The sequence below is a fragment of the Stutzerimonas stutzeri genome (assembly GCF_024448895.1).
GTDB classification, from domain to species: domain Bacteria; phylum Pseudomonadota; class Gammaproteobacteria; order Pseudomonadales; family Pseudomonadaceae; genus Stutzerimonas; species Stutzerimonas stutzeri_Q.
Genome location: NZ_JAMOIC010000030.1, coordinates 11,521 through 35,122 on the forward strand (window position 1 = coordinate 11,521; position 23,602 = coordinate 35,122).

22 protein-coding genes are annotated in these 23,602 nt (G+C 58.6%); 14 read left to right on the forward strand and 8 right to left on the reverse strand.

Features of this window, described 5'->3' with window-relative positions; all coding sequences use genetic code 11:
- The first annotated feature begins 54 nt into the window (after positions 1-54).
- From hemA to NA619_RS22660, 6 genes are all read left to right on the forward strand, one after another.
- Positions 55-1,323: a glutamyl-tRNA reductase gene (hemA, locus tag NA619_RS22635; protein WP_255964039.1), complete on the forward strand. Its 1,269-nt coding sequence runs from the start codon at positions 55-57 to the stop codon at positions 1,321-1,323.
- Positions 1,320-2,402 (forward strand): peptide chain release factor 1, encoded by a 1,083-nt coding sequence (prfA, locus tag NA619_RS22640; protein WP_255964040.1) that lies wholly within the window; start codon positions 1,320-1,322, stop codon positions 2,400-2,402. The genes hemA and prfA overlap by 4 nt, the downstream gene beginning before the upstream one ends.
- Before the next feature lie 90 nt (positions 2,403-2,492).
- Positions 2,493-3,320, forward strand: a complete 828-nt coding sequence (gene prmC / locus NA619_RS22645; RefSeq protein ID WP_255964041.1) for a peptide chain release factor N(5)-glutamine methyltransferase — start codon at positions 2,493-2,495, stop codon at positions 3,318-3,320.
- 20 nt (positions 3,321-3,340) lie between these two features.
- Positions 3,341-4,096, forward strand: coding sequence for a molybdopterin-synthase adenylyltransferase MoeB (locus NA619_RS22650; RefSeq protein ID WP_255964042.1), 756 nt, complete (start codon positions 3,341-3,343; stop codon positions 4,094-4,096).
- Entirely contained in the window at positions 4,089-4,880 is a 792-nt protein-coding gene (gene murI / locus NA619_RS22655) for a glutamate racemase (RefSeq protein WP_255964043.1), read from the forward strand. Before NA619_RS22650 ends, murI begins: the two co-directional genes overlap by 8 nt.
- 83 nt (positions 4,881-4,963) lie before the next feature.
- Entirely contained in the window at positions 4,964-5,482 is a 519-nt protein-coding gene (locus NA619_RS22660; protein WP_255964044.1) for an acyloxyacyl hydrolase, read from the forward strand.
- A gap of 39 nt (positions 5,483-5,521) precedes the next feature.
- Here NA619_RS22660 and NA619_RS22665 read toward each other — a convergent pair whose 3' ends face one another.
- The 3 genes from NA619_RS22665 to upp form a co-directional block, all read right to left on the reverse strand.
- A complete protein-coding gene (locus tag NA619_RS22665; protein ID WP_255964045.1) occupies positions 5,522-5,842 on the reverse strand; it encodes a YkgJ family cysteine cluster protein in 321 nt (106 codons plus the stop codon).
- Between the two features lie 103 nt (positions 5,843-5,945).
- Positions 5,946-7,208, reverse strand: coding sequence for a uracil-xanthine permease family protein (locus NA619_RS22670; protein ID WP_255964046.1), 1,263 nt, complete (start codon positions 7,206-7,208; stop codon positions 5,946-5,948).
- A gap of 2 nt (positions 7,209-7,210) precedes the next feature.
- Complete coding sequence (gene upp / locus NA619_RS22675) at positions 7,211-7,849, reverse strand: uracil phosphoribosyltransferase (protein WP_255964047.1); 639 nt, start codon at positions 7,847-7,849, stop codon at positions 7,211-7,213.
- A 176-nt stretch (positions 7,850-8,025) separates the two neighbouring features.
- Here upp and NA619_RS22680 point away from each other — a divergent pair, with 176 nt between their 5' ends.
- The 3 genes from NA619_RS22680 (at position 8,026) to NA619_RS22690 (ending at position 12,438) form a co-directional block, all read left to right on the forward strand.
- A complete protein-coding gene (locus NA619_RS22680) occupies positions 8,026-8,583 on the forward strand; it encodes a hypoxanthine-guanine phosphoribosyltransferase (RefSeq protein WP_255964048.1) in 558 nt (185 codons plus the stop codon).
- A 581-nt stretch (positions 8,584-9,164) separates the two neighbouring features.
- The gene (locus tag NA619_RS22685; RefSeq protein ID WP_255964049.1) at positions 9,165-10,970 is read left to right on the forward strand and encodes a DUF1302 domain-containing protein; all 1,806 of its coding nucleotides are present in this window, start codon (positions 9,165-9,167) and stop codon (positions 10,968-10,970) included.
- A 106-nt stretch (positions 10,971-11,076) separates the two neighbouring features.
- A complete protein-coding gene (locus NA619_RS22690; RefSeq protein ID WP_255964050.1) occupies positions 11,077-12,438 on the forward strand; it encodes a DUF1329 domain-containing protein in 1,362 nt (453 codons plus the stop codon).
- 78 nt (positions 12,439-12,516) lie between these two features.
- Here the strand turns inward: NA619_RS22690 and NA619_RS22695 are convergent, their stop codons facing one another.
- On the reverse strand, positions 12,517-12,759 hold the full coding sequence (locus NA619_RS22695; RefSeq protein WP_255964059.1) for a hypothetical protein: 243 nt from the start codon (positions 12,757-12,759) through the stop codon (positions 12,517-12,519).
- On the opposite strand from NA619_RS22695, the gene NA619_RS22700 reads away from it, so the two are divergent.
- Positions 12,703-15,324 carry a LuxR C-terminal-related transcriptional regulator gene (locus NA619_RS22700; protein WP_255964051.1) on the forward strand — a complete coding sequence of 874 codons (2,622 nt, stop codon included), beginning with the start codon at positions 12,703-12,705 and terminating at the stop codon, positions 15,322-15,324. The two genes, NA619_RS22695 and NA619_RS22700, sit on opposite strands and share 57 nt — an antisense overlap.
- A 147-nt stretch (positions 15,325-15,471) precedes the next feature.
- Here NA619_RS22700 and NA619_RS22705 read toward each other — a convergent pair whose 3' ends face one another.
- From NA619_RS22705 to NA619_RS22720, 4 genes are all read right to left on the reverse strand, one after another.
- Positions 15,472-15,741 carry a DUF3509 domain-containing protein gene (locus tag NA619_RS22705; RefSeq protein ID WP_255964052.1) on the reverse strand — a complete coding sequence of 90 codons (270 nt, stop codon included), beginning with the start codon at positions 15,739-15,741 and terminating at the stop codon, positions 15,472-15,474.
- Positions 15,742-15,853: 112 nt separating this feature from the next.
- Positions 15,854-16,117 (reverse strand): YebG family protein, encoded by a 264-nt coding sequence (locus NA619_RS22710; protein WP_255964053.1) that lies wholly within the window; start codon positions 16,115-16,117, stop codon positions 15,854-15,856.
- A gap of 90 nt (positions 16,118-16,207) precedes the next feature.
- Complete coding sequence (locus tag NA619_RS22715; protein WP_255964054.1) at positions 16,208-16,672, reverse strand: multidrug transporter; 465 nt, start codon at positions 16,670-16,672, stop codon at positions 16,208-16,210.
- Positions 16,673-16,797: 125 nt separating this feature from the next.
- A complete protein-coding gene (locus tag NA619_RS22720) occupies positions 16,798-17,259 on the reverse strand; it encodes a DUF721 domain-containing protein (RefSeq protein ID WP_255964055.1) in 462 nt (153 codons plus the stop codon).
- A 304-nt stretch (positions 17,260-17,563) separates the two neighbouring features.
- Between NA619_RS22720 and secA the strand changes: the two genes are divergently transcribed.
- The 4 genes from secA to ahpC all read left to right on the forward strand — a co-directional run bounded on the left by secA (position 17,564) and on the right by ahpC (position 23,428).
- Positions 17,564-20,302 carry a preprotein translocase subunit SecA gene (gene secA / locus NA619_RS22725; RefSeq protein WP_255964056.1) on the forward strand — a complete coding sequence of 913 codons (2,739 nt, stop codon included), beginning with the start codon at positions 17,564-17,566 and terminating at the stop codon, positions 20,300-20,302.
- A 114-nt stretch (positions 20,303-20,416) separates the two neighbouring features.
- Positions 20,417-21,634: a bifunctional glutamate N-acetyltransferase/amino-acid acetyltransferase ArgJ gene (argJ, locus tag NA619_RS22730; protein WP_255964057.1), complete on the forward strand. Its 1,218-nt coding sequence runs from the start codon at positions 20,417-20,419 to the stop codon at positions 21,632-21,634.
- Between the two features lie 78 nt (positions 21,635-21,712).
- Entirely contained in the window at positions 21,713-22,654 is a 942-nt protein-coding gene (locus NA619_RS22735; RefSeq protein WP_255964058.1) for a Nudix family hydrolase, read from the forward strand.
- A 210-nt stretch (positions 22,655-22,864) separates the two neighbouring features.
- Positions 22,865-23,428, forward strand: a complete 564-nt coding sequence (gene ahpC / locus NA619_RS22740) for an alkyl hydroperoxide reductase subunit C (RefSeq protein WP_102837994.1) — start codon at positions 22,865-22,867, stop codon at positions 23,426-23,428.
- Positions 23,429-23,602: the final 174 nt, after the last annotated feature.

Below are 23,602 nucleotides of genomic sequence, written 5' to 3' on the forward strand. Positions count from 1 at the left end.
GAGGCAGGCGAAGTAGGAGAATCGCGCGCTCCGTTTTCGAATCAGCGATCCTGCATGGCTTTCATCGCGCTTGGCATTAATCACAAGACCGCATCGGTGGACGTGCGCGAGCGTGTGGCGTTCACCCCGGAGCAGATGGTCGAAGCGCTGCAGCAGCTGTGTCGTGTGACGCCGACGCGCGAGGCTGCGATCCTGTCTACATGCAATCGCAGCGAGCTGTATCTGGAACAAGAACAGATCGAAGCCGAGGCGGTGCTTGCCTGGCTGGCCAATTATCATCGCCTGAACCTCGACGAACTGAAGGCCTGTGCCTACGTCCACACCGATAACCAGGCGGTTCGGCACATGATGCGCGTTGCGTCGGGACTGGATTCGATGGTGCTTGGCGAGCCGCAGATCCTTGGTCAGATGAAGTCTGCCTACGCGGTGGCGCGTGAGGCCGGCAGTGTTGGGCCGCTCCTGGGGCGCCTGTTTCAGGCGACATTCAGTACCGCCAAAACTGTCCGCACGGACACTGCCATTGGCGAGAACCCGGTGTCGGTCGCCTTCGCGGCGGTCAGCCTGGCCAAGCAGATCTTCGCCAATCTGGATCGCAGCCAGGCCCTGCTGATTGGTGCGGGAGAAACCATCACCCTGGTTGCCCGTCATCTGCATGAGCAGGGCGTCAAGCGCATCGTGGTCGCCAACCGCACACTTGAACGCGCCAGCGCACTGGCTGAACAGTTCGGTGCCCACGCCATCCTGCTGGCCGACATCCCGCTAGAGCTCTACAACAGCGATATCGTGATCAGTTCGACAGCCAGCCAGCTGCCGATCCTCGGCAAGGGCGCCGTAGAGCAGGCGCTGAAGAAGCGCAAACACAAGCCGATGTTCATGGTCGACATCGCCGTACCCCGCGACATAGAAGCGCAGGTCGGCGAGCTGGACGACGTCTACCTCTATACGGTCGATGACCTGCATGAGGTCGTCGCCGAGAATCTCAAGAGCCGGCAGGGCGCTGCCCAGGCTGCAGAGGGGCTGGTCGCTGCCGGTACCGATGACTTTATGGCCCGCCTGCGTGAGCTGGCTGCAGTGGATGTGCTCAAGGCCTACCGGCAGCACGCCGAGCGTATTCGCGACGAGGAGATGCTCCGTGCCCAGAGACTGCTGGCCAATGGCGCGACGCCCGAGGACGCTCTGGCACAGCTGGCGCGGGGCCTGACCAACAAGCTGCTGCACGCGCCAAGCGTTCAGCTGAAAAAACTCTCCGCCGAGGGGCGCGTGGAAGCTCTGAGCATCGTTCAGGAGCTTTTTGCCCTTCAGGACACCACGGATAAACCATGAAAGCGTCGCTGCTCAACAAACTCGATACGCTGCAGGACCGCTTCGAAGAATTGACGGCCCTGCTTGGTGACGCTGAAGTGATCAGCGATCAGACCCGGTTTCGCGCCTATTCTCGCGAATACGCCGAGGTCGAGCCGGTCATTGCAACGTACCGTGAATTCATAAAGATGCAGTCCGACCTGGAGGGCGCACAGGCGCTGCTCAAGGACAACGATCCGGACGTGCGGGAGATGGCCGAGGAAGAAGTCACCGAGGCCCGCGAGAAGCTCGATGAAATCGAAGCGCGCCTGCAGCGCATGTTGCTGCCGAAGGATCCAAAGGACGGGCGTAACGTCTTTCTGGAAATCCGAGCGGGGACCGGCGGCGACGAGGCGGCAATTTTTTCGGGTGATCTGTTTCGCATGTATTCGCGCTATGCCGAACGACAGGGCTGGCGTGTGGAGATTCTCTCCGAGAGCCCTGGTGAGCATGGGGGTTATAAAGAAGTCATCTCGCGGGTCGAAGGTGACAATGTATTCGCCAAGCTCAAGTTCGAGTCAGGCGCACATCGCGTGCAGCGCGTTCCTGAAACCGAATCCCAGGGTCGCATTCACACCTCCGCCTGCACCGTGGCGGTACTACCGGAGCCGGACGAGCAGATCGCCATCGAGATCAACCCGGCCGACTTACGCGTAGACACCTATCGCGCATCCGGTGCCGGCGGTCAGCACATCAACAAGACCGATTCGGCCGTTCGTATCACTCATATGCCCAGCGGCATAGTGGTCGAATGTCAGGAAGAGCGCTCGCAGCACAAGAACCGAGCCCGGGCCATGTCATGGCTGGCGGCCAAGCTGCAGGATGTGCAGGACAGTGCCGCGCATAAGGAAATCTCCGACACGCGCAAGTTGCTTGTTGGCTCAGGCGACCGCTCCGAGCGGATACGGACCTACAATTTTCCGCAGGGCCGCGTCACCGATCATCGCATCAACCTCACGCTCTATTCGCTTAACGAGGTTATCGGCGGAGCGGTGGAGCAAGTCATCGAGCCCTTGCTGCAGGAGTATCAGGCTGACCAGCTGGCAGCCTTGGGCGACTGACCTACCAACTAAGCAAGTTCACCGCTCAACGACGTACCGTTCAATCGACTCCGGCTTGCTTCGCCTGACAGCCGCGCCTACGGAAAGCTAATGTCCTCCATCGAGTCCCTGCTTCGTTCGGCCACTTTGCCGGAATCACCCAGCGCCAGGCTCGACGCCGAGTGGCTGTTGGCAGCAGCGCTCGGCAAGCCGACCAGCTACCTGCGCACCTGGCCAGAACGGGAAGTTCCGGACGATTGTGAAGCACGTTTCATGGCTGACCTCGCGCGGCGGCGTCAGGGCGAGCCGATAGCCTACATCCTTGGTCGACAGGGTTTCTGGAGTCTGGATCTGGAGGTTGCCCCGCACACCCTGATTCCGCGCCCCGATACCGAGCTGCTGGTCGAAACGGCGCTACAGTTGGTGCCGGCCACAGCGCGTGACGTTCTTGATCTGGGGACGGGTACCGGGGCGATCGCGCTGGCCCTGGCCAATGACCGCCCGGCGTGGTCCGTCATAGGTGTCGACCGTATCGCTGAAGCCGTCGCGCTGGCGACCCGCAACGCCGAGCGACTGAAGTTGCCCAATGTCAGGTTCTTCGAAAGCCAGTGGTTCTCTGCGCTTGGTGGGCAGCGTTATTCGCTGATCGTCAGCAACCCTCCTTACATCCGCGCCCGCGACCCCCATCTGCTGCAGGGGGACCTACGCTTTGAGCCAGACAGCGCCCTGGTGGCTGGCGAGGACGGGTTGGACGACATCCGTCAAATCATCTCCAGTGCGCCAGACTATCTATTACAAGATGGTTGGCTGGTTCTGGAGCACGGTTACGATCAGGCGCACGAGGTGCGTCAGCTGCTGATGGATCGGGGGTTCGCCGATGCCCAGAGTCGCACCGATCTGGGCGGCCACGAACGAGTCACCTTGGGTTCCTGGTCATGAGTCAACTTCAGGAGGGCGACATGCTTAGCGACGACGAGCTCCTGCGCTATAGCCGGCAGATTCTGCTCAAGCAGGTCGACATTGAAGGCCAGCTGAAGCTCAAGCAGAGCCGGGTCCTGATTGTCGGCCTCGGTGGGCTGGGCTCGCCGGTAGCGCTGTATCTGGCTGCTGCCGGGGTCGGCGAATTGCATCTGGCTGACTTCGACAGCGTCGACCTGACTAATCTGCAACGTCAGGTGCTACACGATTCGTCTTCCATCGGTAGGGAGAAAGTGGACTCGGCGATGGCGCGGTTGTCAGCGTTGAATCCGCTGGCAAAGCTGGTGCCACATCGTACGGCGATGGACGCCGACTCTCTTGAAACGGCCGTAGCCGCCGTGGATCTGGTGCTCGATTGCACCGACAACTTCGCCGTGCGCGAAGCCATCAACGCGGCATGCGTGGCGGTTAAAAAGCCGCTGGTCAGCGGTGCCGCGATACGTCTGGAAGGACAGCTCTCAGTATTCGATGCCAGGCTGGAGACGAGCCCCTGCTACCACTGCCTGTACGGGCACGGCAGCGAAGCCGAACTGACATGCAGTGAGGCGGGCGTGCTGGGACCCGTGGTTGGAATGGTGGGGAGCCTGCAAGCCCTCGAGGCGCTCAAGCTGCTGGCCGGCTTTGGCGAGCCGCTCATTGGTCGGTTGCTGCTGGTGGACGCCTTGTCGAGTCGCTTTCGCGAACTCAAGGTCAAGCGTGACCCTGGCTGCACGGTCTGCGGTAGCCGACATGGCTGACAACGCGCCAATCGGGGTTTTCGATTCCGGGGTAGGGGGGCTATCGGTACTTCGGGAAATCCGGACGCGTCTTCCCAATGAATCACTGCTGTACCTGGCCGATAGCGGGCACGTGCCCTACGGCGAAAAAAGCCCTGAGTTCATTCGTGATCGCTGTCGCTCGATAGTAAGTTTTCTGCTGGAGCAGGGCGCCAAGGCGCTGGTGGTTGCTTGCAACACTGCGACTGCAGCGGGTATCGCCGATCTTCGTCTGCTGTACCCGGACCTGCCGCTGGTGGGCATGGAGCCTGCAGTCAAGCCGGCCGCTCTTGCCACACGTTCCGGCGTGGTGGGAGTGCTTGCCACGACGGGCACCTTGAAAAGCGCAAAATTTGCCGCCTTGCTCGATCGTTTCGCCAGTGATGTCCGGGTCATCACCCAGCCATGTCCTGGGCTCGTGGAACGCATCGAGGCGGGTGAGCTTGACACTCCAGGCACGCGCTCGCTGCTCGCGGGTTTCGTTCAGCCTTTGATCGAGCAAGGCTGTGACACAGTCATTCTGGGCTGCACCCATTACCCGTTCGTCAAACCGCTGCTGCGTGAAATGCTGCCTGCGTCCGTGGCACTTGTAGATACGGGAGCCGCAGTCGCCAGACATCTGGAAAGCGTACTGGCAACGCATCATCGGCTGGCAGACGGGCTATCGTCATCTAGGTTCTGGAGTAGTGGTGATCCCCGGCGATTGTCTGCGGTTCTGCCGGTACTTTGGGGCGAAAACGGTACAGTTTCCTACTGTTCTGTTTAGGAACTCTCGGTAACGGAGCGGCTCTGTAATTAAGTAATACTGAATAAACAAAAGCGGCCTACGTTTTGATAAGGAAATTCCGTATGAAGAAACTGATCTCCCTCGCTGCGGTTGCGGCTGTCTCACTGGGTCAGGTAGCGGCTGCTCATGCGCTCGATCTCACCGTTGCGGTCGGCCAGACCGGTGAGTCCACGATGACCTATCGCATCGGTACGCAAGTCGATTTCAACCGCAGCTGGTTCCAGACGAGCGTGGGTCGACTGACTGGCTACTGGGATGCGGGATACACCTACTGGGAAGGGGACAAGACCTCCGCCAACCACAGCGTGTCGCTGGCGCCTGTTTTCGTCTATGAGTTCGCAGGCGATGCGGTAAAGCCTTACCTGGAGGCAGGGATCGGCATCGCAGCGTTCGAGAACACCGAGGTTGAGAATAACGATCTGGGTTCATCGTTCCAGTTCGAGGATCGTTTTGGAGCCGGTCTGCGCTTCGCCGGCGGTCATGAAGTGGGCATCCGGGCGATTCACTACTCCAACGCCGGTATCAAGAACCCCAACGATGGTATCGAGAGCTATGCCCTGCATTATCGGGCTTCGTTCTGAGCACCGTTGATCTGTTCCGCTGACGGCATGGCTTTGCCGTCAGCGATCTTCCAGATAGGCAGCTGAGGAGCCCTTGCGCTCTTCCAGGCAGTCTTCGGACCCCAGTTCGAACTCGCGGCAGATCATGGGGCGCTGTTCATAGATGGTGCAGCGCATGCTGTCCCGGTCGAGCGCTGCGCACCAGCCATCATCCAGACGCCGCATCACCTGCCCACCCCAGTCATCCTCGTCAATGAAGCGCCACGGCACACCCGTATCACCGAGCAGCAGAACTTCGAGCCGGCAGCAGCAGGCTGCGCAGGTCGAACAGCTGACGCTGTCATCGGCTATCTGGCGGTGTGGAATGGCGGGGTAGGTCATGGCGGCAGTCTACTCGTCTTGCCGCAGATCATGCAGTGGGGATGGAGTGGCGGTTGTAGGGCGGGGCCGTGCTGCCAGCACTCGAGGTGCTGGCAGCTTCACGTCAGCTGTTTTCGTCGAGCTGCTTGTTCTTCCAACCTTCGCCGCCCGGTAGCACCAGATTCAGGAGCAGGGCGATGATGGCGCACAGCGAGATGCCCGACAGGCTGAACTCGCCATAACCGAAAACCATGCCGCCGATGCCGAACACCAGCGTCACCGACACGATGATAAGGTTTCGTGCTTCGGCCAGATCAACCTGATGGCGGATCAGCGTGCTCAGCCCGACCACGGCGATCGAGCCGAACAAAAGGCACAGAATGCCGCCCATGACCGGTACCGGGATGCTCAGCAGACCGGCGCCAAACTTGCCGATAAAGGCCAGGACGATGGCGAACACTGCCGCCCAGGTCATCACCTTCGGGTTGTAGTTCTTGGTCAGCATCACCGCGCCGGTGACTTCCGCGTACGTGGTGTTGGGTGGGCCGCCAAACAGGCCGGCAGCGGAAGTTGCCAGGCCGTCACCCAGCAGGGTGCGATGCAGGCCGGGCTTCTTGATGAAATTCTTGCCCGTTACGCCACCGATCGCGACCACGCCGCCAATGTGTTCGATGGCCGGGGCGAGCGCGACGGGAACCATGAACAGGATCGCGCCCCAGTGGAACTCGGGAGTGACGAAGTTCGGGACGGCGAGCCAGGGCGCCGCAGCAATACCAGAGGTATCGACGACGCCAAAGGCGAACGACAGGCCGTAGCCCACCGCAACACCAGCGAGGATAGGCACCAATCTGAACAGCCCTTTGCCGAGCACCGCTACCAGCAGTGTGGTCAGCAGAGCAGGCATGGAAATCATCATGGCTGTTTCGTATGGCACCAGTTGCGCGCTGGCGTCGCCGGCTTTGCCCATGGCCATGTTTACCGCCACGGGCGACAACGCAAGACCGATGGAAATGATCACAGGCGCGATCACCACTGGCGGCAGCAGACGATCGATGAATCCGGGACCTTTCAGGCGAACTGCGAAGCCCAGAATTATATAAACCACACCAGCAGCCACCACGCCGCCGAGCACCGCGGGCAGACCGAAATCACTTTTGGCTGCAATGATCGGTGCGATGAACGCGAAGCTCGATGCCAGAAATACCGGTACCTCACGCTTGGTCACGACCTGAAACAGCAGGGTGCCGATGCCGGCAGTGAACAGGGCTACGTTGGGGTCCATCCCGGTGATGAGCGGCATCAATACTAACGCGCCGAAAGCGACGAAGAGCATCTGCGCGCCGGCCAGCACCTGACGCCCGAGCGGGTCTTCCATGGGCTGCGACATGCTCAGATGTCCTTCTGCTTGGTGCCGAAGATCTTATCTCCCGCATCGCCCAGACCGGGCATGATGTAGCCATTCTCGTCCAGCCGATCGTCGATCGAGGCGGTATAGATGATGACGTCAGGGTGGGCGCTCTCCACTGCGGCGATGCCTTCCGGCGCCGCAACCAGCACAAGGGCACGTATTTCCTTGCAGCCCGCCTTCTTCAGCATGTCGATCGCAGCGACCATGGAACCTCCCGTGGCCAGCATCGGGTCGATGATCATGGCCAGTCGTTGGTCGAGGTCATCGACCAGGCGTTCGAGATAGGTATGCGCCTGTAGCGTTTCCTCATTCCGTGCGATGCCGACCGCACTGACCTTGGCGCCTGGAATCAGGCTGAGGACGCCATCGAGCATGCCGATGCCTGCACGAAGGATTGGCACTACGGTGATCTTTTTGCCGGAAATCTTCTCGACCTGGACGGGGCCGCACCAACCATCGATGCTGTAGCTTTCCAACGGCAGATCACGCGTCGCTTCGTACGTCAGGATCGATCCCACCTCCTGCGCTAGTTCGCGGAAGTTCTTGGTGCTGATATCGGCACGGCGCATCAGCCCAAGTTTGTGGCGAATAAGCGGGTGGCGGATCTCTCGAATGGTCATGGCTGGCTCCGGCGGGCAAATAAACCGGCGTAGATTAATGCATCAAGGTGTTAGCGGCTATTGATGTGTCAGGCAGGGGTTGCCCTCGTCGGGGTCGCATCGGTATTGTCCCGCCCCTTAAATTTACGGGCAGCCGATCGGGCTGCTCCGATCTCATCACTTTTTGGAGCATCGCCATGTCCGCCGATCTTGCACACGTACGCCAGATCATGGCTGAAGCCGATTGCCTTTACGCCGAAGCAGAGGTGGAAACCGCAATCGATGCGGTGGCCGCGAAAATCAACGCCGAATTGGCTGACCGAAACCCTGTGGTGTTCTGTGTCATGAACGGGGGGCTGATTTTCTCAGGCAAGCTGGTTCCGAAACTGAACTTTCCACTTGAGCTTTCCTATTTGCATGCGACGCGGTACCGGAACGAGACCAGTGGTGGCGAACTGTTCTGGAAAGCCAAACCGGAAATTTCGTTCATGGATCGGGATGTGCTGATCATCGATGACATTCTCGATGAAGGGCATACCCTCGGGGCAATCATCGATTTTTGCCGCCATGCCGGTGCCGCCGCTGTGCATACAGCCGTACTGGTCGACAAGGATCATGAGCGCAAGGCTCGCCCTGACCTGAAGGCCGATTACGTCGGGCTCAGCTGCGTTGACCGTTACGTATTCGGTTACGGCATGGATTACAAAGGCTACTGGCGTAACGCACCCGGCATCTATGCTGTGAAGGGCATGTAGAAACCCTCGGTTGCCAAGCCGCCCAGCCGCCTAGCGAGTTGCTGGGTGGCGTCATGCGCAGTGAAACGGCAAGCCTTTGCCGATGTTGCGCATTTCAGCGGTGCGGGAAGTAAGTTTTGCTCCCGTTCAGTCCTCATTTACCGGTTGCGGAACCCGTGCCTTGGCCCAGCGCTGGGTAATGGTTCCTTTGCTGACTGTTTCGTTTCGCCTCATGCATTCTGCTTCGGTAACGCTTGCGACCTTTTGGGCTGAAGCAGAGCGTCGTGTCTAAAAGTTTTCATGCCCTTCCTCTCACGCCTGTGCTCAAGAAATATCAGGCTGAGGGCGACTGGAAGGGGCGAATTCAGCAAACAGGGTCTCAGGTGCTCTACATCGGGAGTTGCGAGAAGGTTGCTTGCAGCTAAGCTCTCGGATAGCTTCGCTAGCGCCTGCAATGAAATCAGGCGGGGAGCCTTTGCAGGCCAACGGTGGCAAGGCTGTTCATACTTAAGGATTACAAAACAAATCAAACCTTAGTGCGCTTAACCCCCTGCTGCCGTGTGGTTAGGGTGAGCGTACTTCGAACCAACCAGGAGCGCCTCATGACAAAAACAACAAGGCAAGGAATCTTCCAGCCCAAGACTCTGGCCCTCGCGGTCGCGTTGGGCACCGCCGCACCGGCTTATGCCGTCAACTTCAATATCGGGGAAGTCGAAGGTCAGTTCGACTCCTCCATGTCTATCGGCGCCAGCTGGTCTACAACCGATCGGGATATGGATCTGGTGGGGATCAACAATGGCGGTACCGGATATACCCAGACCGGTGATGATGGGCGTCTGAACTTCAAAAAAGGTGAGACCTTTTCCAAGATTTTCAAAGGTGTGCATGATCTCGAATTGCGGTATCGCGACAGCGGCGCATTCATTCGTGGCAAATACTGGTATGACTTCGAACTGAAGGATGAAAACCGGCTGTTCAAAGACATCAGTGATAGCAACCGTAAAGAAGCAGCCCAGTCTTCAGGCGCTCAAATCCTTGATGCCTTTCTCTACCATAACTATTACGTAGGCGATCTCCCAGGTACTGTACGAGTGGGCCGGCAGGTCGTTAGTTGGGGCGAGAGTACTTTTATCGGTAACTCGATTAACTCGATCAATCCACTGGACGCCGCGGCGTTTCGCCGTCCGGGAGCAGAAATCAAAGAAGGACTGATACCGGTAAACATGCTTTATGTATCGCAGAGCGTTAGCGATCGTTTGAGTATGGAGGCGTTTTATCAGCTCGAATGGGACCAGACCATCGTTGATAACTGCGGAACGTTTTTTGGGTCGGATGTTGTACAGGACGGCTGTGACAACAACTACCACGTGGGTAACCCGGCAATCCAGCCGCTACAACCAATTGCCGCGGCTTTTGGTCAAGGCTTCGACGTAACCTCTGAAGGCGTCGTAATGCCTCGCGGTGGTGACCGCGACGCGCGCGACTCCGGCCAGTTCGGTCTGGCATTGCGTTGGCTTGGAGACGCAACGGAATACGGCGCCTACTTCATGAACTACCATAGCCGCACGCCGATCGTGAGCACCCAGTCAGCCGGTCTCGGGACTGCTGCTGCTCTTCCTGGAATAATCGGTACGGCTAATGGACTTGCTCCGGGATCAGGGCCAGGTCTCGCTCAGAGCGTCATGCTGGGCCGAGGACAGTACTATCTCGAGTACCCAGAAGATATCCGGCTGTATGGTCTTAGCTTCTCGACCACACTTCCTACCGGGACCGCTTGGTCCGGTGAAGTGAGCTATCGTCCTAATGCTCCAGTTCAGATCAACACAACCGACGTGACGCGCGCGGTACTAAACCCGATCGCTCCAGGGATTTCTCCTGTTGCCAGTTCTTTCGGTGCGGACAATCGCGGCTATAACCGTAAAGAAATCACTCAGATTCAAACTACTTTCACCCACTTCTTCGACCAGGTATTGGGGGCTGGCCGTGTAACAGTCGTAGGTGAGGTTGGCTACGCCCACGTTGGTGCCTTGGAAAGCACCAGCGAACTGCGCTACGGTCGTGATTCTATTTACGGCACGCCAGATGATGCCGGCCAGTTGGCGGCTTACGGCAATGACGGCTTCGTAACCGCTAACTCCTGGGGCTATCGCCTTCGCGCATTGGCTGACTACAGCAACGTGTTTGCAGGTGTGAACCTTACGCCCAACGTTTCCTTCTCTCATGACGTCGACGGATATGGTCCGAACGGTTTGTTCAACGAAGGCTCGAAGGCTATCAGCGTGGGTGTCGACGCTGTTTACCAGAACGCATACACCGCCAGCCTTTCGTATACCGATTTCTTCGGTGGCGACTACAACACGCTGGTCGATCGTGACTTTCTCGCTCTTAGCGTAGGCGTGAACTTCTAAGGAGGCATCAAAGGTATCGTCGTGCGGGGCTCTACAGGGCTCCGCCTGGCGTCAGGCTGCATGCAAGGCCTCCGGCCAAAACAAGATCAAGAGGAACTGGAAACGTATGAAAACAACAAGAAAACTATTCAGTGTCTTGGCCTTCTCTCTGCTGGCGAGCAGCGTGATGGCTGCCGTATCACCAGAGGAAGCCGCCAAGCTGGGTAATGAGCTGACCCCATTGGGTGCCGAGAAGGCAGGTAACGCCGATGGAACCATTCCAGCGTGGACTGGCGGTTTGAGCACCGATGCCGCGCCGTTGAATAACGGGCATCTGACCAATCCCTTCAAGAATGAACAGCCAGAGTTCGTGATCACCGCTCAGAACGTTGATCAATACAAGGACAAGCTGACAGCGGGCCAGCAGGCCATGTTCAAACGCTATCCGGAAACCTACAAGATTCGTGTGTTTCCAACCCATCGTTCCGCAGCCGTGCCCGACCGGATCTATGAAGCGGCCAAGAAAAGCGCTTCCAATACCGAGCTGGTGGACGGCGGTAACGGAATCGCCAACTTCTCTGACAGCCGCTACTACGCCTTCCCGATTCCCAAGACCGGTCTGGAAGTCGTCTGGAACCATATCACCCGCTATCGCGGAGGCAACGTACGCCGCAACATCGTGCAAGCGACCCCGCAGACCAATGGCAACTACACCCTGGTGCACTTCGAGGACGAGGTGGCATTTCCTAGTGACATGACCGATCTGGACGCAGAGCGCGCCAAGAACGCGCTGCTGTTCTTCAAGCAGCGTGTGACCGCTCCGTCGCGTTTGGCGGGCAACGTTCTGCTGGTTCATGACTCGCTGGATCAGGTGAAGGAGCCACGGCAGGCCTGGATTTACAACGCCGGCCAGCGTCGCGTTCGACGTGCGCCCCAGGTGGCCTACGACGGTCCTGGCACTGCAGCAGACGGCATGCGTACCACCGATAACTTCGACATGTTCAGCGGCGCGCCTGATCGCTACGACTGGAAGCTGGTGGGCAAGAAGGAGCTTTACATCCCTTACAACAGCTACGAGATCAATTCCAGCGAAGCGAAATACAGCGATATCCTGAAAGCCGGTCACGTCAACCAGGATCTGGCACGTTACGAGCTGCATCGTGTATGGGAAATCGAAGCCACTCTGAAGAATGGCGAGCGGAATATTTATGCCAAGCGGCGTTTCTTCGTCGACGAGGACACCTGGCAGATTGTTCAGTCCGAGCTTTATGACGGACGCGGTCAGCTTTGGCGTGTCGGTGAGGCGCACCTGTTGCAGTACTACCAGCATCAGGTCCCGGCTTATGCCTTCGAGGCTCTCTACGACGTGATTTCCGGTCGCTATATCGCGATCGGCATGAGCAATGAAGAGAAAGCACACGAGTTTGGCTATAAAGCATCGGCACGAGACTTCACGCCCGCCGCGCTTCGTAATGCCGGGGTGCGTTGATCGAGTGGCATTTGAAAGATGAATAAGGCGGCCAGTTGGCCGCCTTTTTATTTCCGGTGTGACCGAGGGTGTTACTTTTTAGCCGTGGAAGTTGTGCGGCATCAAGCCGCAGAAATGGATCTCCAGCGATTCGACAAAAGAGCAGCAATCGTGCAGGTTATTAAGGCGCACCGCCGCGATAATCGGTTCGAGCTCCGGAGTGGGCCTGATATCGGCGTTGATCGCATTCCTCAATGGACTGATACGAATAAGAGAAACCTCGCTATGTCCGTACGCTTCAACCCTGGTGCCCTCAGCACAGAAGCCGCCGCGCAGGTTCAAGTTGCGACTATTCCACGTCTTCCACCTCTTCATGTTCCAAGGCCACGGCTCGTCAACGCACTGCTTGAGGCTCGCTGTCGGCTGCGCCTGATCTGCGCGCCTGCAGGTTTTGGAAAAAGCGTGTTGATGAATGAATGCGCTCGACTGGTGCCTGGCGACACCCATCTCGTCTGGCTCGATTTGGGTGGGAGACCTATCACGGCTGAGTCGCTCTATGTTCAGCTCTGCAAGGTCCTTCACTGCGCGGCTTCGGCAAGTGGTGATGTCCAGCAGGATCTCGTGACGCTGCTGGATGAGTTCCCGCGCCCGTTGTGGATCATGCTGGACGATTATCCGCGGGAGACTAGCGTTCAATTCGATGCCTGCCTTGACCTGCTTCTTGAGCGGGGGCCTGAGTCCGTGAGCTGGTGGGTCAGCAGTCGACGACAACCCGCGTGGAAATTGCCCAGACTTTTACTTCAGGGCGATCTTTATGAGCTGGAAGCCGAGGCGCTGGCACTGACCGGCACAGAGCTAAGGCAGCTGCTACGCGCGCACCGTTTGGAGCTGGTGGAAGACACTTTTAAACAACTGTTGACCGGCACTGAGGGTTGGCTGGCCGGGGTTAGCTTGTTGTTGTTAAGCGCTGACGAACAGGCCGTCCGTGAGCGTCTGGTCGCTGGAACGCCACTACTACGCGATTACGTGCAGAAAGAGGTCTTGGAGGGGCAGAGCGAAGAGGTTCGCCGAGCGCTGTTCACCCTGGCGCGAATGCCTCGATTCTCGACCAAGCTGTGCGAGCACATCCTTGACGGCATCGGCGCCGACATTCTCGATGTTTTGAAAACTTTCCAACTATTCATTCGCCAGATCGACAACTGCGGAGAGTGGTTCCGCCTGTGGCGGCCGCTCGCACTTATGCTGCAGCGGATGCCTGAAGCTGTGTCGCCTACCCAGACGCACTTGCGCGCATGCCAATGGTTTGCCAATCGCGGTGAAATGAGAGAGGCGGTAGAGCACGCGCTTTGGGCCGGACAGCCGGAAGTGGCTGCGAACTTTCTGCAGCGTTACGGTCAGGAGCAGTTGCTCATCGGTGACAACGTCTCGCATTTCATGAAGTGGCGAAGCGAGCTGCCGCAGGATCTTTTCAACAGTACGACTCGGCTGATCGTCCTGCACGGCTGGGCATTGATCATTTCCGCTCGTCTCGACGAAGTGGATGATTGTCTCGCCGACCTGGCGAAGTTCTTTCCCCAGCCTGATGCCCGTCGTCAGGCACAGCTGCTGGCCCAGTGGCAGGCGCTGCGAGGCTTCCTTGCGCGGTTGCGTGGTGAGCCTGAGGCCAGGAGTTACTGTCTGCAGGCTCTTGAAGTTCTATCCGACCACGCCTGGGCACAGCGGGTGCTCTGCTACCAAGCCCTATCACAGCAGGCAATGGCCGAAAGCCAACTCGAATTGGCCCAGCAGTACAACAGCGAAGGGATGAAGCTTGCGCGCCTCAAAGGCAGCGTGCTGTATGAGGCGATGCTCAACGTTGATCGTATTCAGCTGCTCGAAATGACTGGCGAATTCGAAAGAGCCGTTGGGGTGCTGGAGGAATCGCTGCTGGTGCTGCGTGACAATGTTCGGCATAGCCCCATCATCGGGCGTTTGAAACTCCTCCAAGGACATCTTCTGGCCTATCAGGGGCTCGACGACGGCGCGCGGGAGGCCTACCAGCAGGGACGGATCGAGACAGAAACCTGTGGCGATTCCTATGTGTTCTTTGGCTATGTCGGGCTGGCGGAATTGGCGGCCCGTAATCAGGAAATCCCGACCGCTTATCACTGGCTGCGCGAAGCCGAGCGTCTGACCCAGTGGCGGCATGTTCCTGAAGCGCGATTCCGCGGCATCCTGCCATTGATTACGGCGGTAACCTGGCTCTATCAGGGGCAGCTCAAAAAAGCCAAGGCAGGTTTCCTGCAGATTCTGGACCTGTATGACGGCCATACCTTTCTGGCTCCGTCAGGATTCTATGAGCTACTACCGCGGGTGCAGCGTTATCTTTCTGTGATCGACATGTTCTCGGGGCGCTGCGTATTGGCGATCGATACGCTGCGTGAGCTGATCGAGCAGAATCTTCGCTCGCAGCGGCTTGGCCTTGCCTGTGAATGTCGGTTCACACTTGCCGAAGCGCTGCAGCTCGATGGGCAGCACGACGAGGCGGAGCTGGAATTACGCAAAGCGCTCGGTGAGGCTTCGAGGCAGCATCTGGTCAAGCCTCTGTATGAGTTACAGCACCGTCAATCGCACTGGTTGGGGAAAGTGTTGCCGACTGGCAAAGGGGAAAGTCTGCGGGATCGGCTGCTGCAGTTCGAGCGGGAACCCGATGAGCTGATCCCTTCAAGTGAAGAGATGATTTTGAGTAATCGCGAGCTTACGGTGCTGAGGCTGATAGCTCAGGGCTGCTCGAATCAGGAGATTGCCGAACAGCTCTTCATCTCCCTGCACACAGTCAAGACTCACGCGCGTCGCATCAATACCAAGCTGGGCGTGGCTCGGCGCACTCAGGCAGTGGCTCGAGCCAAGGCACTGGCTTGGCTTTGAGCGGAGCCTGTTCGCAAGCTGACAGACGCCCACGGCAGAGGCGCCACACATGGGCGTCACGTTCTAGCAGGCAACCGGATTTGTTGTTTTAGTTGGAAGGGCGGTGCGGATCTGACAGCAACAGCCTGCAGGCAGTCAGGCTGGTTTTTATTGAGTGGCAGTGAGCGAATGCTTGGTCAATCGATAAGCGCTGTTCTGATCGCCTCGCTCGATGGCCAGGCTGAACTGCAAGCTGGTGATAAGACGTTCCAGTTGCTGCTGATCCCGCCACTGACTCGAGCTTATGAATCGCTTGACTGCCACGCCGGTTGCGCCTGTCAACGTAAGCAAAATACTGCCGTCGGGCTTCTCGATGCTGAAGTTGACGTTGTAGTCGGGCTGAAACACATCGCTGATTTTCTTGAAGGGACTGTCCATGCCGGTTACCTGTTGGATGACTGCATCCAATGGACCGGTCAGGGATTAACTAGTTTCGCCCGCTGGGTAACTTGCCTGCGGCAAAAGGAAGCAGCCGCCAGGCTCCGAAAAGTCATTCAGTGCCATCCAGTGGCGGTATTTCAGCCAGCGCTTCGGGGTTGTTTTTGAATGCCCTGGCAAACAGTTCCCGGTGCCGGGCCATGAATATGCCAATGTCATCAGCCTGTTGTTCGCTCAGAGACGGCGTCGCCTTTTGCAGGGCTAACGCCAGGGCCTCAGCCAACTCAAGCATTTTATCGTGACGATCGGCTTCGGCTTTATCCATGAACAAGCGCTCCAGGTCCCGGCTGCTGCGGTACACCACTTCGACGGCCATCTACCACCTCGGCTCAATTAAATACTGTTTATTCATACAGCTTATGCTTGTTCGCACTCATTGGGAAAGCCGTACCGCTAAAAATGTGGATCAGTCTGCGAAGTGGCCCTGAAGCCGCTCTGCTCGAAACTCGAGGCTAGCGCTGCGATACCCAGCGCGTAAGGGTGGCAGTGGGGCGCAGGAAGTCCAATTCTGGCCCGGTTGCAGGTCGCCCGGGCCGCGGTACTGTGGCGAGTCATAATTTGAACTGACGAGGTTCAGGCTCGAGCCTGGCGAGTATGCGGCAACCTCCCAGCGCAGGCTTCGTAACGGCTCGGCGCTATGGTTATCGAGAGTAATCCGTAGCGGCCGGCCGGCCGGGCACTCGCCTGGCGCATAGGACATGCGTAGTTCCAGCTGTGCGAGAAGTCTTTCCTCACGTTGCTCTTGCCAGATCACCCATGCTGCAACCAATCCCAGGCCAAGAAGCGCGCCGAGCGAAATTGGAACCGCCCGAAGCGGGTAACGAATCAGCAGAATCACCCAGGTGACGACTAGTAGGGCCCCGATCAGCACGGCGAATGCCTCTTCGAATGGATGCGCATCGTTACCTCGTTAAAGATGAATTCTGAATGCATCCTAACGCGCAAGTCCGGGACGTGCACCGCAAGGTGCCCGCACCCTAGCTTCGAAGACGCGTGTCAATCATCCATGACAGGACGAGCGTGGCTGGCGAGCCGCTCAAGTGCGGCTCTGAGTTTGGGGTCAGAGATACCGCGAGCAGTCTCCTGAATGTTGTCGGCAGCGCGTACAGATAGCTCCGGCGCCGGGCCGGGCTTGTGTCGGGGCGCCTCGGGAGGTTGAACCTTGAATTGGATACGGTTCAGGTCTCTGAACGCCTCCATGCCCTGCAATTGACGCTGCAATCGACGTTGCTGGTATCGAAGGCGGGTGGCCCAATGTCCATCCGTGACAATCAACAACAGCGTTCCTTCACGCCATGAGGCTACCCGGCAGAATTCGCGTGCGGCGGGCTGCAGCTGGCTCTCGACCAACTTTTGCAGCTGGTCAAGTCGTCTCGTTTCTCCGAATAGCGCCTTGAGCGGTTTGGCCTCGCGTAGCAGCGATGCGGGCGCTCGGGCCGGCAATGGGCGGAACGACATGGCGAGGTCTCGTGGATTGCAGAGCGTCATGTTAACAGATGCCTGCGCAGCCTCTGTGTTGCCATCGTCTAGTGCTTCAAAGGGCCGAAATCCCGACCTGCGGCAGATATGCAATACCGGCACATTGCCCACGGCGCTGTTATCTGGATCCTTTTATTACCGATCCAATGCTGCTCGCAGCAACCCTGGCTGCGCAGTGGGCACCTTTCCTCTGTGACGTTTCCGAGTAGAATGCCCCCTTTGCACGCAGCCGTGGTGGCCCTGCGGCCGTGCCTCCATCCCCAGCATGGAAGTCTTTGTCGATATGTTTGCGCCTTTAATGAAGAAGCTCTTTGGTAGCAAGAATGACCGCGAGGTCAAGCGCATGCTCAAGGCGGTCCAATCCGTCAATGCGCTCGAAGAGCAGATGCTGTCTCTCTCCGATGAGCAACTGCGGAGCAAGACCGAAGAGTTCAAGGCCCGCCTCGGCCAAGGCGAGACCCTCGATCAGATCCTGCCTGAAGCCTTCGCCGTGTGCCGTGAGGCGGGCAAGCGCGTCATGGGGATGCGTCACTTCGACGTACAGCTGATCGGCGGCATGACGCTGCACGAAGGCAAGATCGCCGAGATGCGTACCGGTGAAGGCAAGACCCTGGTCGCAACCTTGGCGGTCTACCTCAACGCCCTCGCTGGCAAGGGTGTCCACGTCGTCACTGTGAACGACTACCTGGCGCGCCGTGATGCTAACTGGATGCGTCCACTGTATGAGTTCCTCGGCCTTACGGTAGGCATCGTTACACCTTTTCAGCCCCCGGAAGAAAAGCGTGCGGCTTACGCCTCCGACATCACTTACGGCACCAACAACGAATTCGGCTTCGACTATCTGCGCGACAATATGGCGTTCAGTCTCGAAGAGAAGAACCAGCGCGAACTCAATTTCGCAGTCATCGACGAGGTGGACTCGATCCTGATCGACGAGGCGCGCACGCCGTTGATCATTTCCGGGCAGGCTGAAGACAGTTCCAAACTCTATCAGCAGATCAACCAGCTGATTCCGTTGCTCAAGCAGCACATCGAAGAAGAAGAGGGTGTCGTCACCCAGGAAGGCCACTTCAGCATCGATGAGAAGACCCGGCAGGTCGAACTGAACGAACAGGGCCACCAGTTCGTTGAGGACATGCTGACCAAGGCCGGACTGCTGGCTGAAGGCGAGAGCCTCTACTCCGCGCACAACCTGGGCCTGCTTACTCACGTTTACTCCAGCCTGCGCGCGCACAAGTTGTTTCATCGTAACGTCGAGTACATCGTGCAGAACAATCAGGTGCTGCTCATCGACGAGCACACCGGTCGTACCATGCCGGGCCGCCGCCTTTCCGAAGGTCTGCACCAGGCAATCGAGGCTAAGGAAGCGCTGCCGATCCAGCCGGAAAGCCAGACCCTCGCCTCGACGACGTTCCAGAATTATTTCCGCCTGTACAAGAAGCTTTCAGGTATGACCGGCACGGCCGACACCGAAGCGTTCGAGTTCATGCAGATCTACAGCCTGCCGGTGATGGTGATCCCGACCAACAAGCCGCTGGCGCGTAAGGACTATAACGACCTGGTCTATCTGACACAGGAAGAGAAGTTCGCCGCAATCATCACCGACATCAAGGATTGCCAGAACAACGGACGTCCGGTGTTGGTCGGTACCGCAACGATCGAGAGTTCCGAGTACGTGTCGCGCCTGCTGGAAACGGAAGGTATCGAACACAAGGTACTCAATGCCAAGCACCACGATAAGGAAGCTGAGATCATCGCCCAGGCCGGCCGTCCCGGTGCGGTCACCATTGCGACCAACATGGCGGGGCGCGGTACAGATATTCTGCTTGGCGGTAATTGGGAGGTGGAAGTCGCGGCGCTGGAAAATCCGTCTGACGAACAGGTCGCTCAGATCAAGGCCGATTGGCAGAAGCGCCACCAGGCTGTGCTCGAAGCCGGTGGTTTGCATGTGATCGCTTCCGAGCGCCACGAATCGCGTCGTATCGACAATCAGCTGCGTGGCCGCTCGGGTCGCCAGGGCGATGCCGGCTCGAGTCGTTTCTACCTGTCGCTGGAAGACAGCCTGATGCGCATCTTCGCCTCTGATCGGGTGAAGAACTTCATGAAGGCGCTGGGGATGGAATCGGGCGAGGCCATCGAGCACCGCATGGTCACCAATGCGATCGAGAAGGCTCAACGCAAGGTCGAGGGCCGTAACTTCGACATGCGTAAACAGCTGCTCGAATACGATGACGTCGCCAACGAACAGCGCAAGGTGATCTACCACATGCGCAACAGTCTTCTGGCTGCTGAGGAAATTGGCGAGACCATTAGTGAGTTCCGTCGTGAGGCGCTTGATCACGCCATCAACCAGCATATTCCGCCGCAATCGCTACCGGAGCAGTGGGATATCGCCGGTTTGGAAGCAGTGCTTTACAGCGATTTCGGTACGCGCTTGACGGTTCAGCAGTGGCTCGACGAAGACGAGAAGCTGTACGAGGAAACCCTTCGCGAACGTATCCTCGATGCCCTGGTATCAGCTTACAGCGAGAAAGAAGAACAGGCGGGCGCCGAGGCGCTGCGCACCTTCGAGAAGCAGATCGTTCTGCGAGTGCTGGATGACCTGTGGAAGGACCACCTGTCCACCATGGACCACTTGCGCCACGGCATTCATCTGCGTGGTTATGCGCAGAAGAATCCAAAACAGGAATATAAGCGGGAGTCTTTCACCCTGTTCCAGGAGTTGCTCGAGTCGATCAAGCGCGACAGCATCCGTGTGCTTTCCCATGTGCAGGTGCGTCGGGAAGACCCAGCCGAGGAAGAGCAGCGTCTGCGCCGCGAAGCCGAGGAGCTGGCGCAACGCATGCAGTTCCAGCATGAGGAAGTATCTGCGCTGGAGCCGTCCGAGGATGAATCCGAAGCCGAGGGTGGCGTTGCAACCGCAACCGCGCCCGTACGCACTGAGCAGAAGATAGGGCGCAACGAGCCATGCCCGTGTGGCTCCGGCAAAAAGTACAAGCATTGTCATGGACAGGTTCAGTAAGCGGACCTGCCTTTCGTGACTCCACGCCGCGACCGGCTTAGCCGCTCGCGGCGTTTTTCTCCCTGCTTTTCAAGGTGGCTGAAGGCCACCCAACCCGTCATGAGGAGTGCATCAATGGCTGTCGGTCTTGGTCCCTTACCTACCCTGCATCCGGTCCCCGGTTTCGAACTCGGCATTGCCTCGGCTGGCATCAAGCGGCCAGGGCGCAAGGACGTCGTCGTGATGCGCTGTGCCGAAGGCTCGACCGTTGCGGGCGTGTTCACCTTGAATGCTTTTTGTGCTGCACCGGTTATTCTGGCCAAGCAACGCGCTCAGGGAGGCGTTCGTTACCTTCTGACCAACACCGGCAACGCCAACGCAGGTACTGGCGAGCCAGGCATGCAGGCAGCGATCCGCAGCTGCGCCAGCCTCGCCAAACTGGCGGGCATCGATGAACAAGCCATTCTGCCGTTCTCGACTGGCGTCATCGGTGAGCCACTGCCTGTCGACAAGATCGAGTCAGCGCTACCGGCTGCACTGGCTGACCTGAGCGAAGATCACTGGGCTGAAGCGGCGACGGGCATCATGACCACTGATACCCTGCCGAAGGGTGCCAGCCGGCAGTTCGAACATCAGGGCGTAACCGTGACGGTCACCGGCATTTCCAAAGGCGCCGGGATGATCCGTCCGAACATGGCCACCATGCTTGGTTACATCGCGACGGATGCCAAGGTCGCCCAGACCGTCCTGCAGGACCTGCTGCGTGACGCTGCAAACAAGTCCTTCAACCGCATCACCATCGACGGTGACACATCCACCAACGATTGCTGCATGCTGGTGGCAACTGGCAAAGCGGCGCTACCGGAAGTCACCGAGGCCAATGGCGAGCTTTTCGCCAAGCTCAAGCAGGCCGTGTTCGAGGTAAGCATGGAAGTGGCGCAATCCATCGTCCGCGATGGTGAAGGCGCGACTAAGTTCGTCACCGTTGTGGTCAATGGCGGTGCGAACCATCAGGAATGCCTGGATGTAGGCTATGCCGTTGCCCATTCGCCGTTGATCAAGACTGCGCTGTTCGCCTCTGATCCCAACTGGGGGCGCATTCTGGCTGCTGTCGGCCGCGCCGGCGTGCCAGAGCTGGATGTAAGCAAGATCGATGTCTACCTCGGCGCGGTCTGCATCGCCAGCCAGGGTGGCCGCTCCCCCAGCTATACGGAAGAGCAGGGCGCCGCTGTCATGGCGGAGGAAGAAATCGAGATTCGCATCGAGCTCGGGCGTGGCGCCTGCAGCGAGACTATCTGGACCACCGATCTGTCCCATGAGTATGTGCGTATCAATGCCGAATACCGTACCTGATGCCGCAGCGATAATTCCCGCACTGACGGGGCGCTGTCTGCAGGCGCTGGCCAGGCAGGTGTCGAGCGGTGCCAGGAGATGAAGCGAGTCCATGTGGCTGCCGGTGTCATACGCAGCAGCGATGGTCATGTACTCATCGCCCGGCGCCCGCTGGACAAGCATCAGGGAGGCCTTTGGGAGTTTCCCGGAGGCAAGGTCGAGGCAGGCGAGACAGCCGAGACCGCACTCGCACGCGAGTTGGCTGAGGAGCTGGGCATTTCCGTGAAGGCGTCGCGACCGTTGATACAGGTCAGCCATGACTACCCGGACAAGCAGGTTCTGCTGGATGTATGGGAAGTGCTGGCTTTCTCCGGCGAGCCCCACGGTGCCGAGGGACAACCTTTGGCCTGGGTGGATCCAGAGGAACTGCTGGGTTTCAGCTTTCCAGCGGCCAATCGGCCGATAGTCACGGCAGCGCGATTGCCGGATCACTATCTCATCACACCGAATCACCTTTCTCCCTCTGAGTTGCTGAGCGGCCTGGCCCTAGCGCTGGATGCGGGTGTGCGACTCATCCAGTTGCGCTCGACTTTGCTTGATGCGGCGGACTATCGCGGTTTGGCTGGCGAGGTTCTGAGCATGAGCGCCGGCCGCGCTGCAGTGATGCTCAAGGGACCTCTGGAATGGGCTGGTGACTTTCCAACGGCCGGCTGGCATCTGACCGCGCAGCAACTGCGTCAGCATGCGCAGCTGGGCAGGCCTATAGCATCAGGCAGGTGGTTGGCGGCCTCGTGCCACGATTCGGTCGAAATGGACATGGCGTCGAGAGTGGGGGTTGATTTCATTACGGTCTCGCCGATACTGCCTACCGCGACACATCCTGAGGCGCAGCCATTGGGATGGCAGCGCGCCGCCGAGCTACTGGTCTACTTCGGCCAGCCCGCCTTTTTGCTGGGCGGCCTTGGGCCAGGCGATCTGGCACGAGCAGTGCGCGCGGGTGCGCAAGGTGTTGCAGGTATCCGGGCTTTCTGGCCGAATTGAGCGGGCTCGTTCAGTCATGGCCGGACGTCGCACTTAAGACGGGCTGCCGAATTGCCGGTCGAAACTGGTGTCGTACCGGATGCCGTTGCTCACGAGGTAGGTCGATAGCTATTAGCTATCGAAGTTATTTCCTCAATCAATTAACCTTATGCGGATGGCTGCGTTATCGTAGCGGCCGTTAAAGTTCTGAATCCCACAAGGAGTTAGCAGATGTCTCTGATCAACACCCAAGTCCAGCCGTTTAAAGTCAACGCTTTCCACAATGGCAAGTTCATCGAAGTCACCGAAGAGTCCCTCAAGGGCAAGTGGTCGGTACTGATCTTCATGCCGGCAGCCTTCACCTTCAACTGCCCGACCGAGATCGAAGACGCTGCCAACAGCTACGCCGAGTTCCAGAAGGCCGGTACCGAGGTGTACATCGTTACCACCGATACTCACTTCTCGCACAAGGTATGGCACGAAACTTCTCCTGCCGTCGGCAAGGCTCAGTTCCCGCTGATCGGCGACCCGACTCACCAGCTGACCAACGCTTTCGGCGTACACATCGCTGAAGAAGGTCTGGCACTGCGCGGCACCTTCCTGATCAACCCGGAAGGCGTGATCAAGACCGTTGAGATTCACTCCAACGAGATTGCTCGCGACGTTTCCGAGACCCTGCGTAAGCTGAAGGCTGCTCAGTACACTGCCGCTCATCCGGGCGAAGTCTGCCCAGCCAAGTGGAAAGAAGGCGAAGCCACTCTGGCCCCGTCGCTGGATCTGGTTGGCAAGATCTAAACGGCTGTCTGGCGCTGCGCCTTACGCAGCGCCTGCTAGGCTGTTTTTTCGGACGATTCGTCGGTCCGAGCTCCAACGCCTGGACGTGATCCGTCCGGGCGTTTTATTACCTGAATTTCGCAAGAAGGGGATCGCTGCTCATGTTGGACTCCAATCTCAAAGCGCAACTGAAAG

Excerpts from the sequence above, each read along its gene's own strand:
- hemA (WP_255964039.1), top strand. The coding sequence starts at position 55 with ATGGCTTTCATCGCGCTTGGCATTAATCACAAGACCGCATCGGTGGAC.
- prfA (WP_255964040.1), top strand. The coding sequence starts at position 1,320 with ATGAAAGCGTCGCTGCTCAACAAACTCGATACGCTGCAGGACCGCTTC.
- prmC (WP_255964041.1), top strand. The coding sequence starts at position 2,493 with ATGTCCTCCATCGAGTCCCTGCTTCGTTCGGCCACTTTGCCGGAATCA.
- NA619_RS22650 (WP_255964042.1), top strand. The coding sequence starts at position 3,341 with ATGCTTAGCGACGACGAGCTCCTGCGCTATAGCCGGCAGATTCTGCTC.
- murI (WP_255964043.1), top strand. The coding sequence starts at position 4,089 with ATGGCTGACAACGCGCCAATCGGGGTTTTCGATTCCGGGGTAGGGGGG.
- NA619_RS22660 (WP_255964044.1), top strand. The coding sequence starts at position 4,964 with ATGAAGAAACTGATCTCCCTCGCTGCGGTTGCGGCTGTCTCACTGGGT.
- NA619_RS22665 (WP_255964045.1), bottom strand. The coding sequence starts at position 5,842 with ATGACCTACCCCGCCATTCCACACCGCCAGATAGCCGATGACAGCGTC.
- NA619_RS22670 (WP_255964046.1), bottom strand. The coding sequence starts at position 7,208 with ATGTCGCAGCCCATGGAAGACCCGCTCGGGCGTCAGGTGCTGGCCGGC.
- upp (WP_255964047.1), bottom strand. The coding sequence starts at position 7,849 with ATGACCATTCGAGAGATCCGCCACCCGCTTATTCGCCACAAACTTGGG.
- NA619_RS22680 (WP_255964048.1), top strand. The coding sequence starts at position 8,026 with ATGTCCGCCGATCTTGCACACGTACGCCAGATCATGGCTGAAGCCGAT.
- NA619_RS22685 (WP_255964049.1), top strand. The coding sequence starts at position 9,165 with ATGACAAAAACAACAAGGCAAGGAATCTTCCAGCCCAAGACTCTGGCC.
- NA619_RS22690 (WP_255964050.1), top strand. The coding sequence starts at position 11,077 with ATGAAAACAACAAGAAAACTATTCAGTGTCTTGGCCTTCTCTCTGCTG.
- NA619_RS22700 (WP_255964051.1), top strand. The coding sequence starts at position 12,703 with ATGTCCGTACGCTTCAACCCTGGTGCCCTCAGCACAGAAGCCGCCGCG.
- NA619_RS22705 (WP_255964052.1), bottom strand. The coding sequence starts at position 15,741 with ATGGACAGTCCCTTCAAGAAAATCAGCGATGTGTTTCAGCCCGACTAC.
- NA619_RS22710 (WP_255964053.1), bottom strand. The coding sequence starts at position 16,117 with ATGGCCGTCGAAGTGGTGTACCGCAGCAGCCGGGACCTGGAGCGCTTG.
- NA619_RS22720 (WP_255964055.1), bottom strand. The coding sequence starts at position 17,259 with ATGTCGTTCCGCCCATTGCCGGCCCGAGCGCCCGCATCGCTGCTACGC.
- secA (WP_255964056.1), top strand. The coding sequence starts at position 17,564 with ATGTTTGCGCCTTTAATGAAGAAGCTCTTTGGTAGCAAGAATGACCGC.
- argJ (WP_255964057.1), top strand. The coding sequence starts at position 20,417 with ATGGCTGTCGGTCTTGGTCCCTTACCTACCCTGCATCCGGTCCCCGGT.
- NA619_RS22735 (WP_255964058.1), top strand. The coding sequence starts at position 21,713 with ATGAAGCGAGTCCATGTGGCTGCCGGTGTCATACGCAGCAGCGATGGT.
- ahpC (WP_102837994.1), top strand. The coding sequence starts at position 22,865 with ATGTCTCTGATCAACACCCAAGTCCAGCCGTTTAAAGTCAACGCTTTC.